At 40.0% G+C, this 14,169-nt stretch carries 13 protein-coding genes; 8 read left to right on the plus strand and 5 right to left on the minus strand.

The window, feature by feature from the left end:
• The first annotated feature begins 15 nt into the window (after window positions 1–15).
• The gene (locus KSK37_RS10840; protein ID WP_088359281.1) at window positions 16–486 is read left to right on the plus strand and encodes a DUF6702 family protein; all 471 of its coding nucleotides are present in this window, start codon (window positions 16–18) and stop codon (window positions 484–486) included.
• A 118-nt stretch (window positions 487–604) separates the two neighbouring features.
• Here KSK37_RS10840 and KSK37_RS10845 read toward each other — a convergent pair whose 3' ends face one another.
• Window positions 605–1,414: an enoyl-ACP reductase FabI gene (locus tag KSK37_RS10845; protein WP_217201496.1), complete on the minus strand. Its 810-nt coding sequence runs from the start codon at window positions 1,412–1,414 to the stop codon at window positions 605–607.
• A gap of 103 nt (window positions 1,415–1,517) precedes the next feature.
• The gene (locus tag KSK37_RS10850; RefSeq protein WP_088359280.1) at window positions 1,518–1,850 is read right to left on the minus strand and encodes a hypothetical protein; all 333 of its coding nucleotides are present in this window, start codon (window positions 1,848–1,850) and stop codon (window positions 1,518–1,520) included.
• 199 nt (window positions 1,851–2,049) lie between these two features.
• On the opposite strand from KSK37_RS10850, the gene KSK37_RS10855 reads away from it, so the two are divergent.
• Window positions 2,050–2,610, plus strand: a complete 561-nt coding sequence (locus tag KSK37_RS10855; protein WP_217201498.1) for a DNA-3-methyladenine glycosylase I — start codon at window positions 2,050–2,052, stop codon at window positions 2,608–2,610.
• Between the two features lie 70 nt (window positions 2,611–2,680).
• Here KSK37_RS10855 and KSK37_RS10860 read toward each other — a convergent pair whose 3' ends face one another.
• Both KSK37_RS10860 and KSK37_RS10865 read right to left on the minus strand, forming a co-directional pair.
• Window positions 2,681–3,535 carry a nucleoside phosphorylase gene (locus KSK37_RS10860; RefSeq protein WP_217201500.1) on the minus strand — a complete coding sequence of 285 codons (855 nt, stop codon included), beginning with the start codon at window positions 3,533–3,535 and terminating at the stop codon, window positions 2,681–2,683.
• Between the two features lie 88 nt (window positions 3,536–3,623).
• Entirely contained in the window at window positions 3,624–3,947 is a 324-nt protein-coding gene (locus tag KSK37_RS10865) for a translation initiation factor (protein WP_088359277.1), read from the minus strand.
• Between the two features lie 153 nt (window positions 3,948–4,100).
• Between KSK37_RS10865 and KSK37_RS10870 the strand changes: the two genes are divergently transcribed.
• The 5 genes from KSK37_RS10870 (at window position 4,101) to KSK37_RS10890 (ending at window position 10,993) form a co-directional block, all read left to right on the plus strand.
• Window positions 4,101–4,556, plus strand: coding sequence for a transcriptional regulator (locus tag KSK37_RS10870; RefSeq protein ID WP_088359276.1), 456 nt, complete (start codon window positions 4,101–4,103; stop codon window positions 4,554–4,556).
• A gap of 2 nt (window positions 4,557–4,558) precedes the next feature.
• Entirely contained in the window at window positions 4,559–5,788 is a 1,230-nt protein-coding gene (locus KSK37_RS10875) for an efflux RND transporter periplasmic adaptor subunit (protein WP_217201501.1), read from the plus strand.
• Window positions 5,788–8,937: an efflux RND transporter permease subunit gene (locus KSK37_RS10880; protein ID WP_217201503.1), complete on the plus strand. Its 3,150-nt coding sequence runs from the start codon at window positions 5,788–5,790 to the stop codon at window positions 8,935–8,937. Before KSK37_RS10875 ends, KSK37_RS10880 begins: the two co-directional genes overlap by 1 nt.
• 10 nt (window positions 8,938–8,947) lie before the next feature.
• On the plus strand, window positions 8,948–10,354 hold the full coding sequence (locus KSK37_RS10885; protein ID WP_217201505.1) for an efflux transporter outer membrane subunit: 1,407 nt from the start codon (window positions 8,948–8,950) through the stop codon (window positions 10,352–10,354).
• A gap of 114 nt (window positions 10,355–10,468) precedes the next feature.
• Window positions 10,469–10,993 (plus strand): 2'-5' RNA ligase family protein, encoded by a 525-nt coding sequence (locus KSK37_RS10890; protein ID WP_217201507.1) that lies wholly within the window; start codon window positions 10,469–10,471, stop codon window positions 10,991–10,993.
• Here the strand turns inward: KSK37_RS10890 and KSK37_RS10895 are convergent, their stop codons facing one another.
• Window positions 10,994–11,530, minus strand: coding sequence for an RNA methyltransferase (locus KSK37_RS10895; RefSeq protein ID WP_217201508.1), 537 nt, complete (start codon window positions 11,528–11,530; stop codon window positions 10,994–10,996).
• 56 nt (window positions 11,531–11,586) lie between these two features.
• On the opposite strand from KSK37_RS10895, the gene mutS reads away from it, so the two are divergent.
• A complete protein-coding gene (gene mutS / locus KSK37_RS10900) occupies window positions 11,587–14,169 on the plus strand; it encodes a DNA mismatch repair protein MutS (protein WP_217201510.1) in 2,583 nt (860 codons plus the stop codon).

Here is a 14,169-nt window from a genome sequence, read left to right on the forward strand (position 1 = left end):
CAAAACATAAAAGAAATGAAAAAGTTTTTACATATAGGAGGAATTTTTGTACTGATGATAATGATGAGTTTTGCTGTAGCAGACTTCTATTCATCGATGACAAAAGTAGATTATGTGGAAGGAAGCAAGACCCTGAAATTTACGACTAAAATGAATACTCAGCATATTTCTGACGCCATCAAAATCAACCCGAACACAGCAGGGTTTGAAGCGGAAGTAAAGAAGTATGTGAACAATAATTTTGATCTGTACGTCAACGGAAGTCCCAAAACCCTTACTTTCACAGGAAGCCAGGTTAACGGAGAATCTGTCTGGGTTTATTTTGAAACCGGCGGTGTGACCGAAATTAATTCAATAAGAATTAAAAATACTATTTTGCTCAGCACTTTCCCGAAACAGTTTAATTTAGTAAACATCGCTTACAAAGGAAATCAGAAAACAATGAATTTTCAAAGAGGAAAAGAAGTTAATGAGGTCAATTTCTAAAAGATTCCCTATTAAGATACCGATTTTAAATAGGACTCATTAATAAGCAGCCCCCAAAAAGTATATTTTTGGGGGCTGTTTAATTTTTGGTGATATTTAAATAAGATTAAAGCTTATTTTATAAATCTTCAAATTTATCAACGATTTTCTGTGAAACTCCCGTGTTGCTGAAACCGCCGTCGTGGAATAAATTCTGCATCGTTACTTTTCTGGTTAGATCTGAGAAAAGACTTACGCAATAGTTTGCACAATCCATCGCATCGGCATTTCCAAGTGGAGACATGCTGTCCGCAAAGTTAAAGAATCCGCTGATCCCTTTTACGCCTGCCCCGGCTTTGGTCATTACAGGAGATTGTGAAATCGTGTTTACGCGCACTTTTCTGTCGCCCCAGTAATATCCGAAACTTCTTGCAATACTTTCAAGATAAGATTTATTATCGGCCATGTCACCGTAATTCGGGAAAGTTCTTTGTGCAGCGATATAGGTTAAAGCGAGGATAGATCCCCATTCGTTCATGATATGTTTGTCCCATGCAGCTTTCATTACTTTATGGAAGGAAACGGAGGAAACATCCCATCCTTTTTCAAGGAAATCATAATTAAGATCCGTATAAGCTTTTCCTTTTCTGATGTTTACTGACATACCGATGGAGTGAAGAATAAAATCGATTTTACCGAATTTCTGTTCAGCATGTGCAAAAAGTTTTTCCAAATCTTCTACTGAAGTTGCATCTGCCGGAATGATATCTGATCCTGTTTTTTTTGCAAGTTCATCAATTTCTCCCATTCTCATTGCGATAGGGGCATTGGATAAAATAAATTCAGCACCTTCTTCGTGGCATCTTTCTGCAACTTTCCATGCAATCGACTGGTCGTTCAATGCACCGAAAATTATTCCTTTTTTGCCTTTTAGTAATCCGTATGACATAATAATGTTTTTATTTTCCACAAATTTAAAATTTTTATTGCTTACTGCATAAAAAAAGAGAACCAATTTCTTGGTTCTCCCACTTAACTATATGAAATTATGATTAGTTGGTGCTCTTGTTCCATTCCGCTTTGGCGTCTTCAGCGGTATCTTTTGCCGCATCGGCAACGTTGTCAGCAGCATCTTTCGTATTTTCCCATGCATCTTCGGTCCAGTCTTTGGTTTTTTCCCATGCATCAGAAACTGCGTCTTTAGTATCTTCCCAGGCATCGGATACATTATCTTTGGCTCTCTCTGTCCATCCTTCTGCTGTTGGCGTTTCGTTTCTGTCGCGCTGCTCACGGATGTAATCTTTAGCTCGGTCAGCATAATCGTTTACAGTCCATTTTGCCTTGTCTACGGCATTTTCTGCTTTGTTATAATCTTGTCTGTCCATAATACTGTTTTTATTAATTAATGATTTGGTGAAAAATTTAATTTGATATTCAGTAAGTTGCAACAACTATTCCCAAAACATTTAACTTTATGTTAAATAAGTTATAAAGTTTTGCTAATAATTTTATGAGTAATAGGGCGCATTTAAAAAATTTAAATAAAGCTAATCTCACTTAACTTTTTTGAAAGTATATTTGAATATGGTAAAAATACGTTGCGGCTGGTGCGAAAAAAATGATCTTTACAGAAAATACCACGATGAGGAATGGGGGAAACCTGTGTACGATGACAAAACTATTTTTGAGTTTTTGGTGCTTGAAAGTTTTCAGGCCGGCCTTTCATGGTATACTATTCTCAAAAAGCGGGAGAATTTCCAGCTTGCATTTGATAATTTTGATTATCAGAAAATTGCCGGATATTCAGAGGAAAAGGTAGAAGAACTCATGCAGAATATAGGAATTATCCGAAACCGGCTGAAGATTTTAGCGACCGTAAATAACGCGAAAAAATTCATGGAAGTTCAGAAGGAATTCGGGAGTTTTTCAGCTTACATCTGGAACTTTGTGGGCGGAAAACCCATCGATAATCAGTTTAAAGAATTAAAGGAAGTTCCCGCAACCACCGAAATTTCTGATCAGCTTGCTAAAGATTTTAAGAAACGCGGCTTCAAGTTTCTGGGTTCTACCGTAGTTTATGCACACATGCAGGCAACTGGGATGGTGAATGATCATGTAATCAACTGCCATACGCGGCAAATCTAAAAGAGCAAATAAAAAAAATGTATCAACCGTAAAACTATTGATACATTTTCATATTCATTCTATGAACGGATTATTTTATAATTCTTTCCAAAACCCACTCGATCATATTTTTCTCTGAACTGTGGTGGTCGGCTGAAAATTCTCCGCGTCTTCTGTTGGCAATAACGCAGTTTACTGTGAGTGCTTTATGTCCTAAAAGTTTTGCAAGACCATAAATTGCCGAAGTTTCCATTTCGAAATTGGTTACTCCAAGATCATTTAAAGTTTCCAGAAACTGATCGTCCAATGCTTTCAAACGCAGCTGTCTCCCTTGGGGAGCGTAGAATCCCGGGAAAGTTGCGGTATTTCCGTGGTATTTTGCGTCTTTATACAGTTCGGAAATATCTTCTGCCCAATCCGAAAAATAAAGCATCGGTTTTATTTTCTCGTAAGGGAATTTATCTAAAAAGTTTTTCGAAAATTCATTTTCAAACTGATAATCCTGATAAAAATGAAGCAACCCGTCCAGACCTACTACATTCTGGGTAACCAGCATATTATCCACTTCTACGTCCGGATTTACACTTCCGCAAGTTCCCATTCTGAACATCTGAAGAGATTTATGATCCGTCTTGAACTCTTTTTCCTTCAAATCGATATTCACCAAAGCATCCAGCTCGTTCATCACGATATCAATATTTTCGGTACCGATTCCTGTAGACATTACGGTAATTCTTTCGCCGCGCAAAGTTCCGGTGTGAGTGTAAAATTCTCTTTTGTTTTTCCTGATCTCGATGGTGTCGAAATACTTTGAAACTTTTGGTACTCTGTCTGGGTCACCAACTAAAATTATTTTTTCTGCAAGATCTTCAGGTAGAAGATTGAGGTGATAAACACTTCCGTCGGGATTTAGCACCAACTCGGAAGCCGCTAATTTATTCAGCATATTATTTTTTGTTTTTGAATTAAAAAAACCTTTAAAAAAGGGTATTAAAGGTAAGAAGATTTTTTGTTCTGATAAAATTTAAATAACCTTATCCTCCCACGCGTTTGGTTTTATAACCCATTTCCTGAAGAATCTTCATGATTTTGTCGCGGTTATCTCCCTGAATTACAATCACTCCGTCCTTTTCGGAACCTCCGATACCGAGTGTTGTTTTTATTTTTTTCGAAATGGTTTTAAGATCATCATCGCTTCCTTCAAAGCCCTCGATTAAAGTTACGGGTTTACCGTTTCTTCCCTTTTTTTCAAATTTGCATACCAGAGGTTCTTTCTGCACAAATTTTTCTTCGGGCATCTTAAAATCCTGTTCTTCATGTTCAGGGAAAAGATTTTTCAGTTGATCTCGTAAATCCATGGAACAAAATTAATGAAATAAATCTTTTTTCCATCTTTAATTTCTTTTCAGATATTAAATAATCATTATACAGCCAGCCTTGAATGCTAAAAAACTGTTAAAACAATTCATTGGTTCGTTTTGTTCCGAACTAAGTTTTATATTTGCGGAATAATGAATTCAACCATCGAAATTAACAGGGAAATCTTCCGTGAAATGGTGAAGTTTTATGGGGAAACTCTGAATCTTCCGCCGCTTTCTGCTAAAATCTACGCTTACCTTATTTTCGATTTCGAGAGAAACGGCATCTGTTTCGAAGAATTCGTAGAGGTGTTCTCGGCCAGTAAAAGCTCGGTTTCTTCTAATCTTAATTTACTACTGAATGCCAATTTAATTGTAGATTTTAATAAAATTAATGAGCGGAAAAGGTTTTTCATGATCAATGAGAATTACATGCAAATCCGTTTTACGGCAATTATCGACAAGATGAAACGGGAAATCTCTATTCTGGATCAGCTGAATGAGTTCCGGAAAAGCAATGATGAAAAGATCCTCGAGAGATTTGAAATCTATAAATCTCTCTTAAATAAAAATATAAAGAATATCGAAGAAACACTACATAAAATTTAATTATGAAAAACAAACTAATCCTACTTTCCCTTTCTGTGTTAACAGTTTTATCCTGTAAAAAGAAAGAGGAAGTGAAGCAGGACGGCCCTAAAGAAGTTCCTGTGGTGGCCGTTCAGGTAAAAAATGTTACCGGTTACTCATCTTTCCCCGCATCCATTCAGGGGCGCGTAAACAATGATGTACGTGCGAAAATACAGGGATATATTACTCAGGTTTTGGTGGACGAAGGACAGTATGTAGTGAAAGGACAGCCACTTTTCCGTCTGGAAACGAATACGCTTAACGAAACAGCTGACGCTGCCAAAGCGGGAATCGGTGCTGCGCAGTCGGGAGTGACGGCGGCAAAAGCAAATGTGAGCGCGGCTCAGGCAAACGTAAATGCAGCTCAGGTAGAAGTGAACAAACTGGTTCCTTTGGTACAGAAAAATATCATAAGCAGTGTTCAGTTAGAAACTGCAAAAGCAAATCTGGCGCGTGCACAGGCCCAGCTTTCCCAAGCCAGAGCCGCACAGCAGCAGGCGAGTGCGAGTGTTTCTCAGGCTGCCGCGACTTACAAAGGAGTTCAGGCAAACATCAATTACTCAGTGATCCGGGCGCCGATATCAGGCGTTATCGGAAAACTTCCTTTAAAAGTGGGAAGTTTGGTTGGGCCTAATGATCCATTACCGCTTACTACCGTTTCCGACACCAGCGCTGTTTTTGCCTATTTTTCAATGAATGAAAAAGAATATCTGAACTTTTTAGAAGATTCCGTGGGAGCAACTGTTCCGGAAAAATTAAGAAATATGCCGATGGTGGAACTGGAACTGGTGAACGGCAGCAAATATCCCGAAAAAGGGAAAATAGAAGCGGTAACCGGGCAGATCGATCCGCAAACCGGAACCATTCAGTTTAGAGTTTCTTTCCCAAATGGTTCAAAATTATTAAGTAACGGAAACAGCGGCACCATTAAATTCCCCAAACAATATGATCAGGCTTTAGTGGTTCCCGAAAGTTCGACTTTCGAGCAGCAAGGTTTGGTATATGTGTACAGAGTGGAAAAAGATACCGCGCAAAATGTTATGATCGGAGTTATCGACCGGGTGAACAACATGGTGATTGTAAAAGACGGCATCAGTAAAGGCGATAAAATTGTTGCGCAGGGCGTTGGGACTTTAAAATCCGGAACAGCCGTAAAATCTAAACCAGTGAATTTTGACGAAATTGTAAACGCCATAAAACCGATTTTCTAATGGTAAAAAAGTTTATTAACAGACCGGTTCTCTCCAGCGTTGTTTCAATATTAATTGTAATTCTGGGTGTTCTGGGTCTTAAACAGCTTCCGGTTACCCAATATCCGGATATTGCGCCGCCCACAGTAAGTATTTCCGCGAATTATACCGGAGCAAGTGCACAGACGGTGATGAACAGTGTAGTGATTCCGATTGAGGAACAGGTAAACGGTGTTGAAGGAATGGATTATATTTCCTCTTCAGCAGGAAACGACGGTTCAGCGAGAATTCAGGTGTTCTTCAAACAGGGTGTCAATCCTGATATTGCAGCGGTGAATGTTCAGAACAAAGTGCAGCGTGCAGCTCCCCTTTTGCCGGCTGATGTTACAAGATCCGGTGTTATTGTTCAGAAACAGCAGACCAGTGCGCTGATGTTTCTTACTTTTTATACAGCCAACAAGGATTTAAACGAAGTCTGGCTTCAGAATTACCTGAACATTAATGTGATTCCTGAAATAAAAAGAATTAACGGAGTTGGTGATGCACAGGCTTTTGGAGGAAAGAATTTCTCCATGAGAATCTGGCTCGATCCGGCAAAAATGGCTGCCTACGGATTGGAACCCACCGACGTTACCGCATCGATTAACGAACAGTCCCGCGAAGCTGCAGCAGGACAGCTGGGACAGAACAGCGGAAGTTCTTTCGAGTATGTAATCACTTATAAAGGAAAATTTAATCAGGAAAAAGATTACGGGGATATCATCCTGAAATCACTCGGAAACGGACAGTTTTTAAAATTAAAAGATGTCGCAGAAATAAAACTTGATGCGCAGTCTTACACTTCAAAAGGAGAAAACAATGGCAGAAGTTCCATCAGTATGGGTATTTTCCAGACACCGGGATCCAATGCACAGGATATTATTGTTGACATTAAAAAATTCCTGGAGAAAAACGAAAAAACCTTACCTAAAGATGTAGGTTACACCATTAATTTCGACACGAACGAGTTCCTCGACGCATCCATCGAAAAAGTAGTAAGTACGCTTTTGGAAGCATTTGTCCTGGTTTTCCTTGTTGTATATATCTTCCTTCAGGATTTCAGGTCCACGTTAATTCCCGCGATTGCTGTTCCGGTTTCTATTGTAGGTACTTTCTTTTTCCTGAATTTATTTGGGTATTCATTAAATTTACTGACACTTTTTGCACTTGTACTCGCGATCGGAATCGTAGTCGATGATGCGATTGTCGTCGTGGAAGCTGTTCACGCCAAGATGGAGCACGGTTTCAGCGACGCCAAAAAAGCCACGGTAAGCGCGATGGATGAGATTACCGGCGCTATTATCTCCATTACTTTGGTAATGTCTGCGGTATTCATTCCCGTTACTTTTATCACAGGACCGACCGGTGTATTTTACCAGCAGTTTGGAATTACGCTGATTGTGGCGATTTTAATTTCAGCAGTCAATGCGTTAACCTTAAGTCCCGTGTTGTGTTCCCTGTTTTTAAAACCGAATCCGGCTCATCATCAGGAATACAGTACAATGAATATCAAACAGAAATTCTTCTATAAATTCAATACTGCATTTAAAACCACAACCGACCGTTACGGAAGATTTTTCGTTTTCCTTTTAAGACATAAATGGGTAACACTGATTATTTTCGCGGTAGGCGGTCTGTTTTTCTGGTGGTCAAATTCGACAATGCCATCAGGATTTGTTCCTAAAGAAGACCGTGGGATCATCTTTACCGACGTTGCACTTCCTCCGGGAGCTTCCATGGAGCGGACCTACAATGTTTTAAAGGATTTACAGGCCGAGGCGAGAAAAATCCCGGGAGTAGCAAATGTTACTTTCACCGCGAGCCGCGGATTTATGTCCGGAAGCGGTTCTAACGCAGGACAGGCGTTTGTAAGACTGAAGCCGTTCGCAGAAAGAGCGAAAGATTCAGACCAGTCAGTAGAATCGATTACTAAAAAACTTTTCGGGCTGGGAAGTAAATATGCCGATGCTAAAATTGTATTCTTCTCCCCGCCAAGTATTCCCGGTTTCGGTACCAGTGACGGGTTTTCCGCAGTGATGCTTGATAAATCCGGCGGTGACCTTAAACAGCTGGATGCTGTAGCCAAGGATTATCTCAGCGCTTTGATGCAGAGACCCGAAATACAGTTTGCCCAGACTTCGTTTAATACCAATTATCCGCAGTTTGAAATGGTAATTGATGTTCCGAGAGCCAAAGAAACCGGAGTTTCCGTCTCTGATATTTTAAGCACAATGCAGGGATATATTGGCGGTGTATACGCAGCAGATTTCACCAAGTATGGAAAACAGTTCCGGGTAATGGTTCAGGCTTTTCCGGATTCCAGAAATGAAGCAGCTGATCTCAGCAGTATTTTCGTGAAAACCGCATCAGGACAGATGACGCCCGTATCACAGTTCGTCACACTTGAGAAAACCTTCGGACCGAAATCGGTAGAAAGGTATAATCTGTTTACCTCTATTTCCATCTCAGGCTCCAACAATAAGGGCTACTCTACTGGTGATGCCATCAGGGCTGTTCAGGAAGTGGCTGCTGAAAAACTCCCTGCCGATTATGTTGTCGAATTTACCGGTTTGTCTAAAGAAGAAGTGAATTCCGGTTCTCAGACCGCAGTTATTTTTATGCTGAGTCTGGTATTTGTGTACTTTATTCTTGCCGCACAGTACGAGAGTTTCCTCCTTCCTCTGGCAGTAATAATTTCGCTTCCTTTGGGAGTGGTCGGAGCTTATTTCGGACAGAAAGTGGCTGGTCTGGAAAACAACATCTATTTCCAGATTGCACTCATCATGCTTGTAGGGCTTTTAGCGAAAAACGCGATTCTAATTGTTGAATTTGCTGTTCAGCGGAGGCAACACGGTGAAAGTCTGGCAATGTCGGCTATTAATGCAGCAAAGGCCAGATTGAGACCGATCCTGATGACCTCCTTCGCCTTTATTTTCGGGATGTTGCCGTTGGTATTTGCCTCCGGAATTGGCTCTGTCGGGAACCGCTCCATCGGAACGGGCGCCGCAGCCGGACTTCTTATCGGAACATTTTTCGGATTAGTGGCGATTCCGGTACTGTATGTTATTTTCCAATGGCTGCAGGAAAAAGTAACGCCGGTAAAAGAAGAAGAAATTAATCTTTCGGAATAAATTATTTAAAATGAAAAAACATCCAAATATAAAAACCCTTCTTATTCTGCTTTCATTTTTCGCAGTGTCATCCTGTATGACCCGTGAGAAATACGAAAGACCCAAAGAAGCTAATGAAAATCTTTTCAGGACAGATCTTCTTCCGAAAGACTCCTCCACTATTGCGACAGTCTCATGGCGGGAAATTTTCACTGATCCTGTTCTTCAGAAACATATTGCGCAAGGTCTTGAAAACAATCTAGATATCAGAATTGCGCTGCAGAATATTGTTGCTGCAGAATCATATCTGAAACAAAGCAAGGCTGCTTATCAGCCAACGCTTTCTGTCGGACCGTCTTATACGTTCCAAACGCAGTCTTTAAATACGCAGCTGGGGCAAATCTCGGGGAGCAGAAAATACAACAATCTGTTTGACCTAAGCGGAGATATTTCCTGGGAAGCCGATATCTGGGGCAAAATGAAAGCACAGGAAAAGGCGCAGTTCGCAGAATATTTGGGAACTGTAGCGGCGCATAAAGCGGTGAAAAGTGATCTGGTTGCGGCTATTGCTTCAGGATATTATCAGCTTTTAACTTTGGATGAACAAAAGAGAATTATTAATGAAACTATTCTCTTAAGAAATAAAAATCTTGAAACCACCAGGGCGCTCAAGGAAGCAGGAACTTTAACGGAAGTTGCCGTTCAGCAGAGTGAAGCGCTTGTTTTCAATGCACAGTCATTGCTGATTAATACGGACACGCAGATTGCGCTTTTAGAAAATGCAATAAGCCTTTTAATGGGGGTTCCGTCTCAGAAAATTGAAAGATCAACTTTAACCCAGCAAAAAATGCCCGCCGAATATAAACTCGGATTTTCTGCAAATCTGCTTTCTAACAGAGCTGACGTGATGGCTGCTGAATATGGCCTGATGTCCGCTTTTGAACTCACCAACGCGGCGAAAGCCCAGTTCTATCCAAGTTTAAGGATTAACGGCGGCGGCGGAATACAGAGTCTGGATATTGATCACCTTTTTAGCGTGAATTCGCTCTTTGCCAATGTTGTGGCAGGTTTGGTGCAGCCGGTTCTAAATAAAAGACAGATCCGAACCAATTACGAAGTGAGTTTAGCCAACAAAGAAAGAGCGTATCTGAATTTCCGTAAAACTCTTCTTACAGCAGGAAGAGAAGTTTCTGATGCTTTGAAAGTTTATGAATCCCAGGACAGTTTTATCGATTTGAAAAGAAAAGAACTTACCGCTTACCAAAAATCAGTAGAATTTTCTCAGGAACTGGTGAATTACGGGATGGCGAATTATCTCGAAGTATTAAATGCTTCAGTAAATTCCCTGAACGCAGAACTTAATATTTCCAATGCAGAATATGCCAAAATGAAAGCCGGTGTAGAACTTTATCAGGCGCTTGGCGGCGGTTGGAGATAAATTTTTTACATTATAAAAATTTAAAACACCCATTTCCGGGTGTTTTTTTTGAGTTTATTGAAGACTAAATTTCAGTAATTTCGATTTTAGAAGGAAGTATTATAGATGAGTTTTATGAGTTTATATTTTATTGCTGTTGTTCCGCATCAAGAACTTCGTGAGAAAGCCAGAAATTTCAGTAGAGATTTTGCTGAAAGATTTAATTCGGTGAAATCATACAAAAATTTCCCGCACATTACTTTGATTAAACCTTTCTCTTTTGATGAAAATAAGGAAGATGAATTGGTAGATAAGTTTTCACAAATGGACTTAAAAACAACTCCTTTCAATGTTAATCTTAAAGATTTCGGGTGTTTTCCCAACAAAAACAATCCTGTTATTTTTATCACACCTGAAAATAAGGAAGAACTTCAGAAATTATATGATGAAATTCAGCCCAAAATGAATTTTCATTTTTACGCAAAACTTAATCCTCATTTAACCATCGCTTACCGTGATCTAAGTCCTGAAAATTTTAGTTTAGCGTGGGAAGAATACAAAACGAAAACCTTTGAAGATTCATTCTTGGTAGATAAAATCTGTCTTTTCAAACATTATAACGGAAAATGGAATCTGCTAAAAATTAAAAATCTGGAATAGCTATTTCAGATTTTTAAAGAATTCCCACATCACAATTCCTCCGCAAACCGAAACATTCAGCGAGTGTTTTGTTCCAAGTTGGGGAATTTCAAGGAAAGTGTCGTAAACAGAAAGTGCTTCGTCGCTTAAACCGTCAACCTCGTTACCGAGAACTAAAGCGTATTTCTGGTCTTTGTTAATTTCATAGTCAGTTATGATTTCTGAATTGGAAGTCTGCTCAATACCGATGATTTGGTAGTTTTCCTTTTTTAGATTTTCCAGTGATTCCGAAATGCTTTTCTCATAAATCCAGTCTACACTTTCCGTAGCGCCCAAAGCGGCTTTATGAATTTCGCGGTGAGGCGGCTGCGGCGTGATTCCGCACAAAACGATTTTCTCCACAATAAAAGCGTCCGCCGTTCTGAAAACCGCGCCCACATTATGCATGCTTCTTACATTATCCAAAACCACCACCAAAGGAATTTTTTCAGTTTGTTTGAAGGTTTCTACATCGATTCGCCCTAATTCTTCGAGTTTCAGTTTCTTGGTGGATGACATTTTCGTATTTTTGGCAAAATTAACCAAAATATAGCTAAAGCAGCATAAAACCTACCATGGCAAAGAAAGAAACTCCTTTAATGACGCAGTACAATACCATCAAGGCGAAATATCCTGACGCACTGCTGCTCTTTCGGGTTGGAGATTTCTATGAAACTTTTGGCCAGGACGCCATCAGGACTTCCCAGATTTTGGGCATCGTACTGACTAAAAGAGCCAATGGTGAAGGTCATATTGAGCTGGCAGGTTTTCCGCACCATTCAGTAGATTCCTATTTGCCAAAACTGGTACGGGCCGGACTTCGGGTTGCAATCTGCGACCAGCTGGAAGATCCTAAAACCGTTGCGAAAGGAATTGTAAAACGAGGTGTAACCGAGCTTGTAACTCCCGGCGTTACCTTTAATGAGCAGGTTTTAACATCCAAGAAAAATAATTTCCTGCTTTCTGTTCACAAGCAAAAAGAAAAATTCGGAATGGCTTTGGTCGATGTTTCTACCGGGGAATTTCTGGTTTCAGAGGGGAATCTTGATAAACTTCTGCATATCGTTCACACTTTCGATCCGTCGGAAATTATTTATCAGCGTTCAACAGAACTTCCTGCACAGATTAAAAATAAAAACTCTTTCAAGCTGGAAGACTGGGCATTTCAGTACAATTATGCTTACGAAAAACTCACAAACCACTTCAAAACGGCTTCTTTAAAGGGTTTCGGAATTGAAGAACATCAGCTGGGAATTATTTCTGCCGGAGCAATTTTCGCTTATTTGGTCGAGGATACGCATCACGCATTGCTGCAGCACATTACTAAAATTCAGTTAATTCCGCAGGAAGATTATCTGATGATGGATAATTTTACGCTTAGGAATCTCGAAATCGTTTATCCAAGCAATCCGCAGGGGAAATCGCTGCTCGATATCATTGATAAAACGTCAACACCAATGGGCGGAAGACTGCTCAGAAGAAGATTGATTCTGCCTTTAAAAACAGTTGAGGAAATCAACCGAAGATTAAATTTAATTGAGTTCTTCAACAAAGAAGATCAGTTAAAATACGAAATCCAGCAGTTGCTGAAATCCATTTCAGATTTGGATCGTTTGATAGGGAAACTGGCTTCGGAAAAAATTTCACCTAAAGAAGTAGGTTACCTTCGCCAAAGTTTAATTAATATTCATCAGATTAAAAACTTGCTGCATCCTTTTGCGGAAGTTTTGGCCTGGATAGAACCGTTGAATAATCTTGAAGAACTCATTCAGTATTTACAGAATTACCTGAACGAGGAACTTCCGGTAAACATTGCGAAAGGAAATGTTATTAAAAGCGGAATTTCTGAAGATCTGGATCATCTGCGGGGACTGCAAAACAAAGGGAAAAACTTCCTGGACGAAATGTGCGAACGAGAGATCGAAAGAACCGGAATTTCAAGTTTAAAAATAAGTTTCAACGGTGTTTTCGGATACTTTATTGAAGTCCGTAACACGCATAAAGACAAAGTTCCGGGCGACTGGATCAGAAAACAGACTTTGGTAAATGCCGAAAGATACATCACCGAGGAACTGAAGGAATACGAGGAACAGATCCTTGGTGCAGAAGAAAAAATCTCAAAAATAGAGCACGAACTTTACCGCAAAGTCTGCGATAATGTCATGGTTTATATTGATGCGATTCAGGGAAATTCAAAAATAATTGCTGAGCTCGACTGCGGCGTTGGTTTATCAGAACTTGCTGTTTCGGAAAGTTATACAAGACCGATTCTGAACGATTCTTTTGAAATCAATTTAAAAGAAGCACGCCACCCAATTATTGAAAACGCGCTTCCGCTCGGCGAAAAGTACATTCCAAATGATTTGTTTCTGGATAAAGATTCACAGCAGATCATTATGGTGACCGGACCAAATATGGCGGGTAAATCGGCGATTTTAAGACAAACTGCGATTATCTGCCTAATGGCACAAATCGGAAGTTTTGTTCCTGCAAAACACGCGGAAATCGGAGTTTTGGATAAGATTTTCACGAGAGTCGGCGCGACAGATAATATTTCTGCCGGCGAATCTACTTTTATGGTGGAAATGAATGAAGCGGCGAATATTCTCAATAATATTTCCGACAGAAGTTTAATTCTTCTGGATGAAATTGGGCGCGGAACTTCTACTTACGACGGAGTTTCGATTGCGTGGGCGATTGCTGAATATCTTCATCAACACCCAACTCAGGCCAAAACATTATTTGCCACACATTATCACGAACTGAACGAAATGACGGTAAATTTCGAGAGAATTAAAAATTTCCACGTTTCCATTCAGGAGAATAAAGGAAATATTATTTTCATGAGGAAGCTTCTTCCTGGCGGTAGCGAACACAGTTTCGGAATTCATGTCGCGAAACTTGCCGGGATGCCTTCTAAGGTCGTAAACCGCGCGAATGAAGTTTTGAAAACACTGGAAAAAAGCCGTTCACAAAGCGGATCTAAAGATTCTGCCAAAGCGATTACCGACGAGAATATGCAGCTGTCTTTCTTTCAGTTAGACGATCCGGTTCTGGAAAATATCCGTGAAGAACTCACAAAAATCGACATCAATACCTTGACGCCGATTGAAGCTTTAATGAAGCTGAATTCGATTAAGAAGATGATTGGGAAGTGA

The sequence above is a fragment of the Kaistella soli genome (assembly GCF_019038595.1).
Lineage (GTDB): Bacteria > Bacteroidota > Bacteroidia > Flavobacteriales > Weeksellaceae > Kaistella > Kaistella soli.